The sequence below is a fragment of the Amycolatopsis sp. NPDC000009 genome (assembly GCF_055563465.1).
Genome location: NZ_JBVHDI010000015.1, coordinates 132876 through 146092 on the forward strand (window position 1 = coordinate 132876; position 13217 = coordinate 146092).

The window sequence follows — 13217 nt, forward strand, 5'->3', positions numbered from 1 at the left end:
GTAGCCCTCACTACCGACAGTCGCGCGCACCGGCTGGCAAGATCGCGCCGTGACCGACGAACACACCCGTGCGGGAGTGGCCGCGGCCGTCGCCGTCGGGGCCCGGTACGGGCTGCCGGCCGTCGCTCCCGAAGTCCTGCATTTCAAGTCGAACGTGCTGGTGAGACTGGGTCCGGTGGTGGCGCGGGTGCCCGGCACGACGCGCTTCGCGCGGGCCGCACCCGAGGACTGGCTCAGGCGCGACGTCGAGCTGTCTAAGTACCTCACGGAACGTGGTGTGCTCGTCGTCTCACCCACCACGGATCCCCCGGCAGGACCGCATTTCGCCGACGGCCTCCCGGTCACTCTCTGGCACTACACGCCGCACGAGCCGGGGCACACGCTGTCGCCGCGCGAGGTGGCGCATTCGCTCGCCCGGGTGCACGACGCGCTCGCGGACTACCCCGGTGAACTGCCCGAACTCGGGCCGGTCCGTGAACTCCGGACGTTGCTCGACCGGCACGGTGCCCTCCTGGGCGGCGCGGCACCCCGGTTGTACGACGAACTCGAGCGAGTGGCGGCCGCGCTGCCGGACACCGAACCGCGGCCACTGCACGGTGACGCCCATCGGGGGAACGTCGTCGCGACGGCGGCCGGGCCGTGCTGGCTCGACTTCGAGGACACCTGGCGGGGGCCGCTCGGCTGGGACCTCGGCGTGCTCTTCGCGGAGGCCGGGCACGAGACCTTGGACGCGTACCCGGCCGATGTGGCGCCCTCGTCGCTGGAGCCGTTCATCGCGTTGCGGCGGTTGTTCGAGGTCCCCTGGCGGTTCGTGATCGCCCAGCGCTTCCCGGAGCGGCTCCCCGAGGCCGAAGCCGCCCTGGAGCGCTACTTCTCCCGCATTTAGTCCTCTGAATGCGGTCCTTGCACGCGCAAGTACCGCATCGAGAGGACTAAACGCGGGAGATCAGGAGCTCGGCCGCCACGTCGACGCCGTCCGTCCGCACCTCACCGCCGACCTGACGCGCCCGCTCCTCGACGCCGGGGCGCAGCACCTCGCCCAGAGCGAGCGTCAGTGCCTCGGCGGAGGGCTCACCGGTGATCGACGTCCCCACCCCGAGTTCTCCGACCCGCTGCGCGAAGTAGGGCTGATCGAACATCTGCGGGACGAGCACCTGAGGCACCCCGGCCCGCGTCGCCGCCGTCGTCGTGCCGGCGCCACCGTGGTGCACGACCGCCGCGACCCTCGGGAAGAGCGCCTGCTGGTTGACGTCCCCGATGGCGAGGCAATCGGGTTCGTCGTCGATCAACGCCAGTTCGGTCCAGCCGCGGAACACGATCGCCCGCCGCCCGTGCGCCCGCGCCGACTCGATCATCGCCTTCGCGATCTCCTCCGGGGCACGGATGCTCCCGAACCCGAAGTAGACCGGAGGTTCCCCGTCGTCGAGGAACGCCGCCAACTCCGGGGACAACGGACTGTGGTCCGGCAGGATCCAGGCGCCGGTCTGGTGCACGTCGAGCGCCGACGGACCCCGCCAGGGCGCCAGCACCGGATCGGCGGCCAGCCACGGCGACTCGGTGAAGACATGCCCGCGGACGTCGTCGACCGGCGGGAGACCGAGCCTTTCCCGCTGCGCGTTCAGCACGCCGCCCCAGTGCCCGTTCCACCGTTCCGCGTCGTCGGCCCACAAGGCCGGGATGGCGACATCGGGATTCTTCGGCGCCCAGCCCGGGAAAACGGGCGGCCGATGATGCAGTGAAGGCAGCGTCATCGGGCAATAGGCGGTGAAGAAATAAGGAATCCCTTTTCGCTCGGCCACCGAATGGGCGGCGATGTTCAAGGCCATTCCCGCGACGACGGCGTCACAGTCTTCGGCCACCTCCGGCATCGTCTGGAATTGGCCGACGACCATGGCTTCGGCCATCGCGCGCCGCCCCTCGGGTGTGGCCATCGCCTTGGTCATGGCGGAATCCGGCTTCGCGGTCGACCGGAGTTCCGGCCCCAGCGACGCGAAAGGAATCCCGAGACCTTCGGCCCAGTCACGGAAATCGGGCGGTGCGCAAAGCCGGACTTCCTGGCCGAGTTCCCGCAATCGCACCGCCAAGGCCACCAGCGGCCGCACCTCACCCCTCGTCCCGATAGTGGACAGGAGTACACGCATGGGAATCCCCCTTCGGCAAAACGTGAAGGCACGAATTGTGGCCCGGGAATGGGGGCTTGCCGCAAGCCCCGGGGTCCGCTATACCTTGGAAGGGGCGAGGGAAACGTTTCTTACGCGGGGTACCAGCCCGAAATCGCTTCGACGACTCCGGCCGGATCCTCCAGCGGCGTCAGATGCCCGGCCTCCGGCAATACGACCAACGTCGCGTCCGGCAGCGCTTCCACCAGGGTGTTCGCCTCCGCCAGCGGAGTCAGCCCGTCCTCTTCGCCGACCACGACCAGCGCCGGCACGTCCGCCGAACGCAGCGTTTCGAGCGAATCGGGCCGCGCCGCCATCGCACGCGCGGCCCACGCCACACCGGACGGCGGCTGCGACGTGATCAGTTCGCGAAGCTGTCCGGCCACTTCGGGGCGGGCCTTTTCGGCGAGCAATCCGGGCGTGACGGCTTCGGGCATCCATCCGGTGCCTTCCGCTTCCACCCTGGCCGCGACGTCGTGCCGGGCCCGCGCGGCTTCGGGAGCGTCGGCGGTCGCCTTCGTGTCGATGAACACGAGCCCGCCCACCCGTTCCGGCGCCAGGCGCAACACCGCCATCGTCAGGTAGCCGCCCATCGAGCAGCCGCCGAGGACGACCTTGTCGAGGCCGAGCCGGTCGAGCAGCGCCACGACGTCGCGGGCGGCGTCGGCCAGGTCCGGTTCCCGGTCGGTTTCGGGCAGCGGGCTGCGGCCGAGGCCGCGCTGGTCGGGGGTGATCAGCCGCAGGCGTTCCGAGAGCGGCGCGCGGACCGCGTCCCACATGCGGGCGTCGACGGGGAAGGCGTGCAGCAGTACCAGCGGGAGATCCTTCATGGCGATAATTCTGTCGCACCCTGGCGCTACCGTCAGATCCGTGCTGACAGAGATCAAGACGGAGAGGTTGCTGCTGCGGAGGCTGCGCGAGGCGGACCGCGAGAACATCGTCGCGCTGCAGGCCGATCCGGAGACCAACAAGTTCAACGTCGTGCCGCACACCGTCGAGGGCGCGCGGGAGCTGTACGACGCCTGGATGAAGCAGTGGGCCGAGAACGGGTTCGGTTACCTCGCGGTGTCCGCTCTGGACGATCCCGAGGTGATCGTCGGTTTCGGCGGCGTCCGGTATCACGAATGGAACGGCGAGCGCGTGCTGAACCTCGCGTACCGCTTCTGGCCGTTCGCCTGGGGCAACGGCTACGCGACGGAGATGGCGGCCGCCGTCGTCGAGTGGGCCGAGCGGGAGATCCCCGAGGTCCCGGTGATCGCCAACATCATGGTGTCCAACGAACCGTCGATCCGGGTCGCCGAGCGGCTCGGCTTCAAGATCCACACGGAGGAGGAATTCGAAGGCGCGCCGTCACTGCACATGAGGCGCTGAGTCACCAGCGTCCGGGACGACGCCGGGATCGCGCGCTCCAGCACGCCTTGTGCCAATGACGGCGGTCGGCGACCCCGCCGGTGTCGTCGGCCGGCCAGGCGACCACATGCGGGGTCCCCTGCCGGATCTCGTGGTCGCAACCGGGGCAGCGGTAATCCTTGGTGGCCTGCGCGCCGGGCACGGTGCGCACCAGCCAGTCGCCGTCGGCGGCGGATTCGGAGCGCGCCCAGCCGGTCGACGCGCCGAGGTCGGGGCGTCCACCGCGTTCGGGCCGGTTACGTCGTGGCACGCCCGAAACGGTATACGGCCGGATGCCGGGTGATCCCGCTCGCTCGGCGTCCGGTCGCGTGCCATCGGCGTGTCGTCCGTCTGATCACACGTGTCGTCCGTCCGATCACGTGTGTCGTCCATTCGATCACGTGTGTCGTCCGTCCGATCACGCGTGATCGCAGGCGTAACTCGCGTGATTGGAGGCGTAACTCGCGTGACGGAAGGCGTAACACGCGGGGTCAGCCGCCGAAGTAGGCCCCCGGCGTCACCCCGACCGCCCGGCGGAAGGCGGCGACGAACGCGCTCGGCGAGGAGTAGCCGATCCGGCGGGAGACCGCGGTCAGCGGCATACCCTCCGCCAGCAGCGGCAAGGACGCGCGCAGCCGTGCCTGCACCCGCCACGCACCGAACGTCGTACGGCACTCGGTCAGGAAGAGGCGCGCGAGGGTGCGTTCGCTCGCGCCCGCGTCGCGGGCGAAGTCCGCGAGGCCGCGGCGGTCGGCCGGATCGGCGATCACCGCTCGCGCCACGGTCAGCGCACGTCCGTCGGACGGCATCGGCACGGCGATCGGCACGACGTCCACCGGTTCGAGCAGGTCGAAGGCGACGGCCTCGGCCCGGCGGCGCGCGTCGTCGCCGAGGTCTGCGGCGCCGAGGTGGTCCAGCAGCTCCCGCAGCAGCGGGCGGACGGCGACGAGCGTGGGTTCCGGCCAGCGCACCGGGCATCGGTCGCGGGCGGCGTAGATCCCCCGCAGCACGGTCTGCGCGGTGGCGCCGGTCCGGTGGACGACGCCCGCCGGGATCCAGAGCGCCCGCGTCGGCGGCAGCACCCAGTACCGCTCGCCGACGTTCACGCTCAAGATCCCCCGGGCCGCCCAGGCGAGCTGGTGGCCGTCGTGCTCGTGCCACGGGAGCCAGGTGCCCGCGGGCAGGTCCATCTCGCCGAGCACCATCGCCGTCGACATCGGCGGCAGAAGTCCGATTTGCGACATCACTTGGCAGCCTATCGCCTACCGGTCACGGCTAGCTTCGGATTCATGCCGATGAACCTGGTGCACCGCAAACTCTGCAGTTCCGCGCTGTGGGCGAAGGCCGTCGCCCACGAGATGCCGGGCAACGTCGCCGGCTTCGACCTCGGCGACTCCGTACTGGAGATCGGCCCGGGCTTCGGCGCGACCACCCGCGCGCTCGCCGGGCTCGTCCCCCGGCTCACGGCCGTCGAGATCGACGAAGCGTCGGCGGACCTCCTCAAACGGGAGTTCGACGGCCGGGTGCGGATCGTCCAGGGCGACGGAGCGGCGCTGCCCTTCGAAGACGGCGAGTTCTCGGCGGTCGTCTGTTTCACGATGCTGCACCACGTGCCGACGACGGCGCTGCAGGACTCGATCTTCGCCGAGGCGTTCCGCGTGCTCCGGCCGGGCGGTGTCCTTCGCGCGATCGACAGCCTGGAGAGCCTGCCGTTCCGGCTGCTCCACATCGGCGACACGATGAACGCGCTCGACCCGGTTTCGCTCTGGCCCCGGCTCACCGACGCCGGCTTCGCCGACATCCAGGTCGAGCACGTGCCCAAGCGCTCCGTGAAGTTCTCGGCCAGGAAGCCCTCCTGACGCATTTCGTCCTCTGGATGCGGTAGTTGCACGCGCAAGGACCGCACCCAGAGGACGAAATGCAGAGGGTCAGCCGCGCGCGAGGACCAGCGGGACGAGTTGTTCGGCCGGAGTCAGCGAGCCGTGCTGGCCGACCAGGGAGGACTCGACGGCCTCCGCCAGCTCCCGCACGAGCCCGAACCGTCCCTTCGACGCCACGACGACGTCGCCGATACGCGGGCGCACCCGGTCGGAGACCGGTCCGAACCAGCCGGCCTCGATGGCCTCGTCGCGCGGGAGGATCCACGCCCGCTCACCGATCACTTCGCGCCAGGCCGCCAGGACGTCGGCCTCCGCGCCCGATTCGCTGTAGACGTGCCGCGCCCGGACCTCGCCCCCGATCGCCCGGACGCCACCGAGCAGCGCGGGGGTCTCGTCGATGTCGAGAGCGCCCTCGACGGTCACCATGCCGTGGTCGGCCACCACCGCGAGGAGTGCCCCGGCCGGCAGCCCGTCCACAATGGACTCCACCAGCCGGTCGACCTGCCGCAGCTGCATCCGCCACGGCACCGACCCCGGCCCGTAGACATGGCCCAGCATGTCGAGTTCGCTGTGGTAGCCCCAGCAGAACGCGGGCCGCGCTTCGAGACAGTGCAGGACGCAGGCGGCCAGGTCGCCGAGCGCGTGGACACCCACGTAACGCGCACCGGACTGCGTCGCGCGGGTGAGCGCGGTGTCGGCGAACTTCGCCGAAGACACCACGCTCGTCGTGATCCCGGCGGCCGCCGCGCGTTCGAACGTCGTCGGCAGCGGCTGCACCTCCCGCGGCGGCAGCGCGCCGCGGAGATCGCCGCCGTCCACGTGGCTGCTCCAGCGCAGCGCGTTCAGGACGCCGGTGCCCGGCACCTCGAAGCTGTAGCCGACCAGGCCGTGCTCCCCCGACGCCAGCCCGGTGCCGATCGCGCCGAGACCGGCCGCCGTCGTCGCCGGGAAACCGACCCGTAGCGGTGACTTCGCCAGCTGGGTGAGCACGGGAGCGTCGACGGCGTGTCCGGCCAGCAGTTCCCAGCCGAGACCGTCGATGAGCAGGACGCAGGCACTGGACGCCTCCGCCAGGCTCAGCGAGTTCGCGAACCCGTCGGCGCCGAGGGCGGAAAGCACGGACGGGACCACTTGGCCGAGGTGCGGCACATGCGCCGCGACAGGCAGTTCCACCCGGCCAGCTTGCCATCCCGGCGGCCGGAGGAGATGGGATAATGCCGGAATGCCGACTTACGCCTACCGCTGCCGCGAATGCGCCGGAACCTTCGAACTGCTGCGGCCGATGAGCGAGTCCGGTGCGCCCGCGCCGTGCCCGGAGGGCCACCAGGACACCGTCAAGTTGCTGACGACCGTCGCGCTGACCGGGTCGGCCTCCGGTCCCGCCCCCGTTCCCGCAGGTGGAGGCGGTTGCTGCGGCGGAGGCTGCTGCAGCTGATCCCACCCGTTCGGGTGGCGCAACGTGTGATCGCCCGAATGGCGGGTACCCCCTTCCCACCAGTCTGGAAGCTCCAGTGGTGGGAAGGGAGAAAGTCCAGTGGCCACATCAGCACTGGCGGCCGTCGACTTCGGTCAGGGCGTGTCGAGCGCCTGGAGTTCGGTCGCCACCTTCGTCCCGAAACTGCTCGCGTTCCTGGTCATCCTGTTCATCGGCTGGCTGATCGCCAAGGCGCTCTCGAAGGCCGTGAGCATGGTGCTCGAGAAGGTCGGGTTCAACCGGCTCCTCGAACGCGGGGGCTTCAAACAGATGCTCGCGCGCAGCCAGTTCGACGCTTCGGGCATCATCAGCAAGATCGTCTACTACGCGATCCTGCTGATCGCCCTGCAGTTCGCGTTCGGCGTGTTCGGCCCGAACCCGGTGAGCGCGCTGCTCAACGACATCGTCGCGTGGCTGCCGCGTGCCATCGTCGCGATCGTCATCGTGGTGATCGCCGGTGCGGTCGCCAAGGCGGTCAAGGACCTGATCGGCAACGCCCTCGGCGGCGTCTCCTACGGCAAGGTGCTCGCCACCATCGCCTCGGTGTTCATCTGGGGCCTCGGCGCGATCGCCGCGCTGAACCAGATCGGCGTGGCCACCGCGGTCACGATGCCGGTGCTGATCGCCGTGCTCGCCACGGTCGGCGGTATCGCCGTCGTCGGTGTCGGCGGTGGTCTCATCAAGCCGATGCAGCAGCGCTGGGAGACCTGGCTCGGCCGGGCCGAGGCGGAGATCCCCGCCGCGAAGGCGCAGGCCGAGGCCTACCAGCGCGGACGTGAGGACGCCGGACGCTCGGGCGAGGTGCCCGCGGAGCGGACGACGGTCCACCAGCCGGTGTCCGCCGGGCACCACGCGGCCGACCCGGACAGGATGGGTCAGCAGCCGACGCCGCACCAGCAGTTCCCGCCCAGCCAGGGTCAGGTGCCGCAGCACCAGGATCCCGGCCAGCGGCCCCCTGGTGGAAACATGCCCCCTCCGCCGGAGTACCGCTGACCTTCCACGGGAGCGGGTGGGGCGTCCGGCCGCCCTACCCGTTCCCGGTCGGCTGGGTCCGCCGGTCGTCCATCGAGGCGGCCAGCGAACACACGCCGACCAGCCGCGCGGTCATCCAGTCGCTGGTGGTCCAGGCGGACAGATCGGCCGGGATGCGGAACGTCCACCCCTTGGTCTTCGCCTCGTCGAGCAGCCCGCGCGTGTAGCCGGCAAGAAGGACGACCCCGGCGACCGCCGCCGAACCTTCGACCCCCGCCGCGAGGATGTCCCGCACGGCGGCGGAGTGCTGATCGAAGACGGCCGACAGCCCGGGCACGGCCGCCGCGGCGGCCAGCCCGGCGACACCGATCTGCTGGTGCAGCCGGGAAAGCGTGCTACGAGCCGAAGATTCCACCCAGGACGAGACCAGATCTTTCACCCGACCAGGTTAGCCAGGCCGGACGATTTGTCGACATCCCGGTGATGACGATCGCAGAATTCAGCAGGTCTTGAGGGCCTGATCCAGGTCGTGCCACAGGTCCTCGACGTCCTCCAGCCCCACCGACATGCGGATGAGCCGGTCGGTGACCCCCGCGCCGCGCCGGTCGTCCTCGGCGACGATCCGGTGGCTGATCGAGGCGGGATGCTGGATGAGCGAGTCCACGCTGCCGAGGCTGACGGCAGGCGTGATCAGGCGGACCGCGCCGATGAGCGCGTGCGGATCCCCTTCGACCTCGAACGCGATCAGCGGGCCGCCGACGGCCGGGTAGTGCACGGCGCTCACGTTCGCGTGCCCGCGAAGCCGCTCGACGAGTTCGGCGGCCGTCGCGGACGCGGCGTTCACGCGCAGCGGAAGTGTCGAAAGGCCGCGAAGCAGCATGTACCCGGCAAGCGGGTGCAGCACGCCTCCGGTGGCGAAGCGGATCTGCCGCAACATTCCCGCGTCCGCGGCGTTGCAAGCGACGACACCGCCCATGACGTCGCCGTGGCCGCCGAGGAACTTGGTCGCGCTGTGCAGGACGAACCGGGCTCCGTGCCGTCCCGGCCGCTGGAGCACGGGGGTCGCGAAGGTGTTGTCGACCAGCACCGGGACCTCGCCGGCGGCGCGTACGATCTCGGCGATGTCGACCTCCCGCAGGGTCGGGTTAGCGGGCGTTTCGAGCAGCACCAGCCCGGTGTCGGGCCGGAGCGCCGACTCGACGCCTTCCGGATCGGCCCAGGTCACCTCGGTGCCGAGCAGACCGGACGTGAGCATGTGGTCGGTGCAGCCGTAGACCGGCCGGACGGCGACGACATGCCGCTTGCCCTGCGCGACGGCCGCGAGCAGCGAGGCGGACACCGCCGCCATGCCGGTGGCGAACGCGACGGCGTCTTCGAATCCTTCGAGTTCGGCCAGTGCCTTCTCGAAGCGTTCGACGGTCGGGTTGCTCAGCCGCCCGTAGACCGGGAGCCCGGACAGCGAGCCCGAGGCGGCGAATTCGTCGATGCGGCCCGCCTCCTCGACACTGTCCCGCGACGGGTAGGTCGTGGACAGGTCGAGCGGAGCGGCGTGGACGCCGAGGTCCGTGAGATCGTCACGGCCGGCGTGGACGGCTCGGGTACGCAGCGTTGCGGTCATACCCAGATGGTGCGGTTTTCTCCGGGCTGGCCGCAATATCCTCGGATATCATTCGCCGATGTCGGATTCCGTCGAACTGAGCACGGTTGATCTTCGTATTCTGCGGCTGCTGCAGAACGACGCCCGGATCTCGAACAAGGATCTCGCGGCCGAGGTCGGCGTCGCGCCTTCGACCTGTCTCGACCGCGTCAACCGGCTGCGCGAGCTCGGGGTGATCACCGGTCAGCGCGCCGAGGTGGACGCCGCCAAACTGGGCCGCCCGCTCGAAGCGCTCCTGTTCGTCCAGGTCCGCCCGCACCGGCGGGCGCTGGTCGACTCGTTCGTCGAGCATCTGCTGGGCCTGCCCGAGGTTCGCGCCGTCTACCACCTGACCGGCCCGGACGACTTCCTCGCGCACGTCGCCACCGCGTCGGCGACCGAGCTCCAGCGGCTGGTCCTCGACGAGCTGACCGCCCGCGACGAGGTCGCCAGGGTGCACACGAACCTCGTCTTCCAGCACTGGAGCGGGGGACCTTTGCTACCGCCTAGTCGATCCGGACCTTGAAGGGATGCGTGACGTCGGCGGGGCACGTGAAGACGTTCAGCACCCCCTGACGGCGGAAGGACCAGCCCGCCGCCTCGCCCTCGGCGACCTCGCATCCGCAGCCGACCTCGTGCTCCTCCGAGGCCAGCGCGACCGTCTGGCGCAGCTCGGCGCCGCACTCCCGGCAGCCGAGCTCGTACCGATCGGTCGCGTCCCAAGCGGTCCAGCCGCCGATCTTCGAGTACTGGTCCAGTTCCGGCCAGCCGTCCGGGTCGTCACCCGCTCCCTCGGGAATGCCGAGCGCGGCGCGGGTCTCCGCCGGGAAGTCGCAGAGCCGGGGCAGCTCGTCGATCGAGCACGGTTCGAAGACGCAGGGATCCGGCAGGTAGGCGGCCGTGGCGCCGTCAGGAGCGGGCGGCGGGACCGTGATGTCCGTGATGTCCCGCACCTCACCCGAATCACGCCAGACCAGCCGGACCGCTGCCCCCTGGTGATGCGGGCTGTCGTGCTCCATCGGGCAGAAGAGGATCTGCAGGACGTCGGTGCCCTCGGGGAAGGGCAGCTCCGGGAAGTCGTCGCGGAAGAACTGCGCCGCGCCGACCATCGCCGGCACCGGGCCGTCGAGCCGATGCCCGGCCCGCCATCCGTCGTCGGACGCGTCCGGATCGGGCGGCCAGGTCACCGGGCACTCCGGCCACGGCTCGTCCGACGGCCACAGCAGCGGACCGCCGAAGTGGCTTTCGTCCGGACCGGGGACTCCGGGCGCGGGATGCAGCCGGATGGCCGTCCGGACCAGGTCGTTCAGACCGGGGATGGGCACCCCGTCGTAGGTGAGCTGACGCACTCCCGGGAGCTTAGAGGTCCGGCAACGGATCTTCAGGTTTTGCCCGCATGATCTCGGCATCGGCGGCGTGCACGACCGCGATGTACTCGTCGTCGATCTCGTAGTCGATGCCCTCGAACTTGAACCACGGGACGGTCGACGTGTCGACCGGTCCGATCCGGTGGTTCCGCAGCGTCGTCGAGACGACCCGTTTCGGGGTCTTCCGGCTCAGGTACCCGGTCGTGAGGACCGTGATCGTCTTACGGGTCACCGCGAAGAACACGCTGGGAGTGGCACTGCCGAGGACGTCGGCAGGGAACACGTAGTGGATCTCGTCGTCCGGATCTAGGAGCTCTTTGATCCGCTTCCTGACCCCCGAGGAAACCGGCATGTCCCCCAAGTTACCGGGCCGAGTAGTCCTTGAACCCCTTTCCGGTCTTCCGGCCGAGCCGTCCGGCGGTCACCAGGTGTTCCAGCAGCGGCGCTGGCGCGAAGCCCTCCTCGCGGAACTCGTTGTACAGAGTCCGCTGGATCGCCAGCGAGACGTCCAGCCCGACGACGTCGAGCAGTTCGAACGGGCCCATCGGCAACCCGCAGCCGACCTTCATCGCGGTGTCGATGTCGTCGGCCTCCGCGTAGTGCGCCTCGAGCATCTTCACCGCGTCGTTCAGGTACGGGAACAGCAGCGCGTTGACGATGAACCCGGCCCGGTCGCCGCAGTGCACGGGATGCTTGCCCGCCGCCGCGCAGACGGCGTCGACGGTCGCGATCACGTCGGGCGCGGTGGCGATGGTCGAGACGATCTCGACGAGTTTCATCACCGGCGCCGGATTGAAGAAGTGCACGCCGACCACGTCCGACGGCCGCGAGGTGGCGGCCGCGCATTCGATGACCGGCAGCGAGGACGTGGTCGTCGCCAGGACCGCGCCCGGCTTCACCACGTCGTCGAGCGCGGCGAAGACGGCCTGCTTGACGGCCAGGTCTTCGGCCACCGCCTCGACGACGAGGTCGACGTCGGCGAGTTCCTCGAACTCCACCGCCGGCGAGATCCGGCCGAGCGCGGCGGCGGCGTCCTCCTCGGACAGCTTGCCCTTGACGACGGCCTTGTCCAGCGACTTCTTCACCCGCGCGACCGACGCCGCGGCCTTCTCCGCGCTCCGCGCCCGGAGGATGACCTCGTAACCGCGTTTCGCGAACACCTCGACGATGCCCGTCGCCATGGTGCCGGTCCCGACGACGCCGACCTTGCGCACCTCACGAGGCACCACAGTGTCCGATTTGGACGCTGTGGACTTCGTGACGGCATCGGTCACCGTCGGCGAATCGGGCTCGTCGTAGGTGTAGAAACCCTGGCCGGTCTTCCGGCCGAGCAGCCCGGCGGTGATCATCTGCTTCAGCAGCGGCGCCGGCGCGTGCAGCCGGTTGCGCGATTGGTGGTACATCGTGTCGAGGATCTCGTACGCCGTGTCCAGCCCGATGAGATCGAGCAAAGCCAAGGGCCCCATGGGATATCCGCAGCCGAACCGCATCGCCGCGTCGAGGTCCTCGCGGGTGGCGTAGCGCTGCTCGTACATCCGCACGGCGTGGTTGAGATACCCGAAGAGCAGGGCGTTGGCGATGAATCCGGCGCGGTCGCCGATCACCACCGGGGTCTTGCCGAGGCGTTCGGCGAACGCGACGACGTCGGTGACCACCTCGGGTTCGGTGACCACGGTGCGGACGATCTCGACCAGCTTGAGGATCGGCGCCGGGTTGAAGAAGTGCATCCCGACGACCTTGCCCGGCCGCGCGGTGTGCACGCCGATCTCGGTGATCGACAGCGAGGAGGTGTTCGAGACGAAGATCGTGTCCGGGCCGGTGATCTTGTCCAGCTGGGCGAACACGTCGGATTTCGCTTCGAGGTTCTCCGGGATCGCCTCGATCACCAGGTCCACATCGGACAGTTCGGCCAGCGACGTGGTGTACCGGATCCGGTCCAGCAGCGCGCTCCGGCCGTCGGCGTCGAGTTTGCCGCCGGTCACCGCCCGTTCGGTCGAATGCTCCAGATGACCCCGGCCGCGGTGGACGCCATCGTCGTCGATCTCCACCGCGACCACGGACACGCCGCTCCGCGCGAGCACCTCGGCGATCCCGGCACCCATGGTGCCGAGACCGATGACTCCCACACTCGAGATTTCCCGCGCCACAACCGGCCTCCGGAGGTTACTCGCTGGTAGTTTCTCCGATCGTGCCATGCCGGGGCGGGGAAAGCAGCGGCTGTCACCCTCCGAATCGAGTAAGTGTCACTCGCGGACGAAGGAGCAAGGGACCTTTGCTACCGCCCGGCGGCCGGGGAGAAGTCCGTGAAGGCCTCCTTCCCTACCCTCAAGGTAGGCAAGG

At 69.9% G+C, this 13217-nt stretch carries 16 protein-coding genes; 6 read left to right on the top strand and 10 right to left on the bottom strand.

Annotation, left to right across the window (positions count from 1 at the left end):
- Positions 1-49 precede the first annotated feature (49 nt).
- A complete protein-coding gene (locus tag ACZ3HL_RS31635; protein ID WP_465535099.1) occupies positions 50-886 on the top strand; it encodes a phosphotransferase in 837 nt (278 codons plus the stop codon).
- A gap of 46 nt (positions 887-932) precedes the next feature.
- On the opposite strand, the gene ACZ3HL_RS31640 is transcribed toward ACZ3HL_RS31635, so the two are convergent.
- Together ACZ3HL_RS31640 and ACZ3HL_RS31645 are read right to left on the bottom strand one after the other, a co-directional pair.
- The gene (locus tag ACZ3HL_RS31640) at positions 933-2141 is read right to left on the bottom strand and encodes a glycosyltransferase (RefSeq protein ID WP_465535100.1); all 1209 of its coding nucleotides are present in this window, start codon (positions 2139-2141) and stop codon (positions 933-935) included.
- 110 nt (positions 2142-2251) lie between these two features.
- Positions 2252-2989 (bottom strand): alpha/beta fold hydrolase, encoded by a 738-nt coding sequence (locus ACZ3HL_RS31645; RefSeq protein WP_465535101.1) that lies wholly within the window; start codon positions 2987-2989, stop codon positions 2252-2254.
- Between the two features lie 40 nt (positions 2990-3029).
- Between ACZ3HL_RS31645 and ACZ3HL_RS31650 the strand changes: the two genes are divergently transcribed.
- The gene (locus ACZ3HL_RS31650) at positions 3030-3530 is read left to right on the top strand and encodes a GNAT family N-acetyltransferase (RefSeq protein WP_465535102.1); all 501 of its coding nucleotides are present in this window, start codon (positions 3030-3032) and stop codon (positions 3528-3530) included.
- A 1-nt stretch (position 3531) separates the two neighbouring features.
- Here ACZ3HL_RS31650 and ACZ3HL_RS31655 read toward each other — a convergent pair whose 3' ends face one another.
- Positions 3532-3819, bottom strand: a complete 288-nt coding sequence (locus ACZ3HL_RS31655; protein ID WP_125785093.1) for a hypothetical protein — start codon at positions 3817-3819, stop codon at positions 3532-3534.
- Between the two features lie 220 nt (positions 3820-4039).
- On the bottom strand, positions 4040-4792 hold the full coding sequence (locus ACZ3HL_RS31660; protein WP_465418221.1) for an AraC family transcriptional regulator: 753 nt from the start codon (positions 4790-4792) through the stop codon (positions 4040-4042).
- A gap of 51 nt (positions 4793-4843) precedes the next feature.
- Between ACZ3HL_RS31660 and ACZ3HL_RS31665 the strand changes: the two genes are divergently transcribed.
- A complete protein-coding gene (locus ACZ3HL_RS31665; RefSeq protein WP_465418587.1) occupies positions 4844-5407 on the top strand; it encodes a class I SAM-dependent methyltransferase in 564 nt (187 codons plus the stop codon).
- Between the two features lie 69 nt (positions 5408-5476).
- Here the strand turns inward: ACZ3HL_RS31665 and ACZ3HL_RS31670 are convergent, their stop codons facing one another.
- Positions 5477-6601: an alkaline phosphatase family protein gene (locus ACZ3HL_RS31670; protein ID WP_465535103.1), complete on the bottom strand. Its 1125-nt coding sequence runs from the start codon at positions 6599-6601 to the stop codon at positions 5477-5479.
- 49 nt (positions 6602-6650) lie between these two features.
- Between ACZ3HL_RS31670 and ACZ3HL_RS31675 the strand changes: the two genes are divergently transcribed.
- Entirely contained in the window at positions 6651-6863 is a 213-nt protein-coding gene (locus ACZ3HL_RS31675) for an FmdB family zinc ribbon protein (RefSeq protein WP_038508997.1), read from the top strand.
- 99 nt (positions 6864-6962) lie between these two features.
- The gene (locus ACZ3HL_RS31680; RefSeq protein ID WP_465418215.1) at positions 6963-7895 is read left to right on the top strand and encodes a membrane protein; all 933 of its coding nucleotides are present in this window, start codon (positions 6963-6965) and stop codon (positions 7893-7895) included.
- Between the two features lie 34 nt (positions 7896-7929).
- On the opposite strand, the gene ACZ3HL_RS31685 is transcribed toward ACZ3HL_RS31680, so the two are convergent.
- Complete coding sequence (locus tag ACZ3HL_RS31685) at positions 7930-8313, bottom strand: DUF6401 family natural product biosynthesis protein (RefSeq protein WP_126732685.1); 384 nt, start codon at positions 8311-8313, stop codon at positions 7930-7932.
- Between the two features lie 60 nt (positions 8314-8373).
- Positions 8374-9492 carry a trans-sulfuration enzyme family protein gene (locus ACZ3HL_RS31690; RefSeq protein ID WP_465418212.1) on the bottom strand — a complete coding sequence of 373 codons (1119 nt, stop codon included), beginning with the start codon at positions 9490-9492 and terminating at the stop codon, positions 8374-8376.
- A 58-nt stretch (positions 9493-9550) separates the two neighbouring features.
- Between ACZ3HL_RS31690 and ACZ3HL_RS31695 the strand changes: the two genes are divergently transcribed.
- Positions 9551-10036: an Lrp/AsnC family transcriptional regulator gene (locus ACZ3HL_RS31695; RefSeq protein WP_465418210.1), complete on the top strand. Its 486-nt coding sequence runs from the start codon at positions 9551-9553 to the stop codon at positions 10034-10036.
- Here the strand turns inward: ACZ3HL_RS31695 and ACZ3HL_RS31700 are convergent.
- Genes ACZ3HL_RS31700 through ACZ3HL_RS31710 form a run of 3 tightly spaced genes read right to left on the bottom strand, consistent with a single transcriptional unit; the run spans position 10017 to position 13024 of the window.
- The gene (locus tag ACZ3HL_RS31700; RefSeq protein ID WP_465535104.1) at positions 10017-10859 is read right to left on the bottom strand and encodes a YwqG family protein; all 843 of its coding nucleotides are present in this window, start codon (positions 10857-10859) and stop codon (positions 10017-10019) included. The genes ACZ3HL_RS31695 and ACZ3HL_RS31700 overlap by 20 nt on opposite strands.
- Positions 10860-10869: 10 nt before the next feature.
- Entirely contained in the window at positions 10870-11229 is a 360-nt protein-coding gene (locus tag ACZ3HL_RS31705; RefSeq protein ID WP_465535105.1) for a hypothetical protein, read from the bottom strand.
- Positions 11230-11239: 10 nt separating this feature from the next.
- Complete coding sequence (locus ACZ3HL_RS31710) at positions 11240-13024, bottom strand: 3-hydroxyacyl-CoA dehydrogenase family protein (protein WP_465535106.1); 1785 nt, start codon at positions 13022-13024, stop codon at positions 11240-11242.
- Positions 13025-13217: the final 193 nt, after the last annotated feature.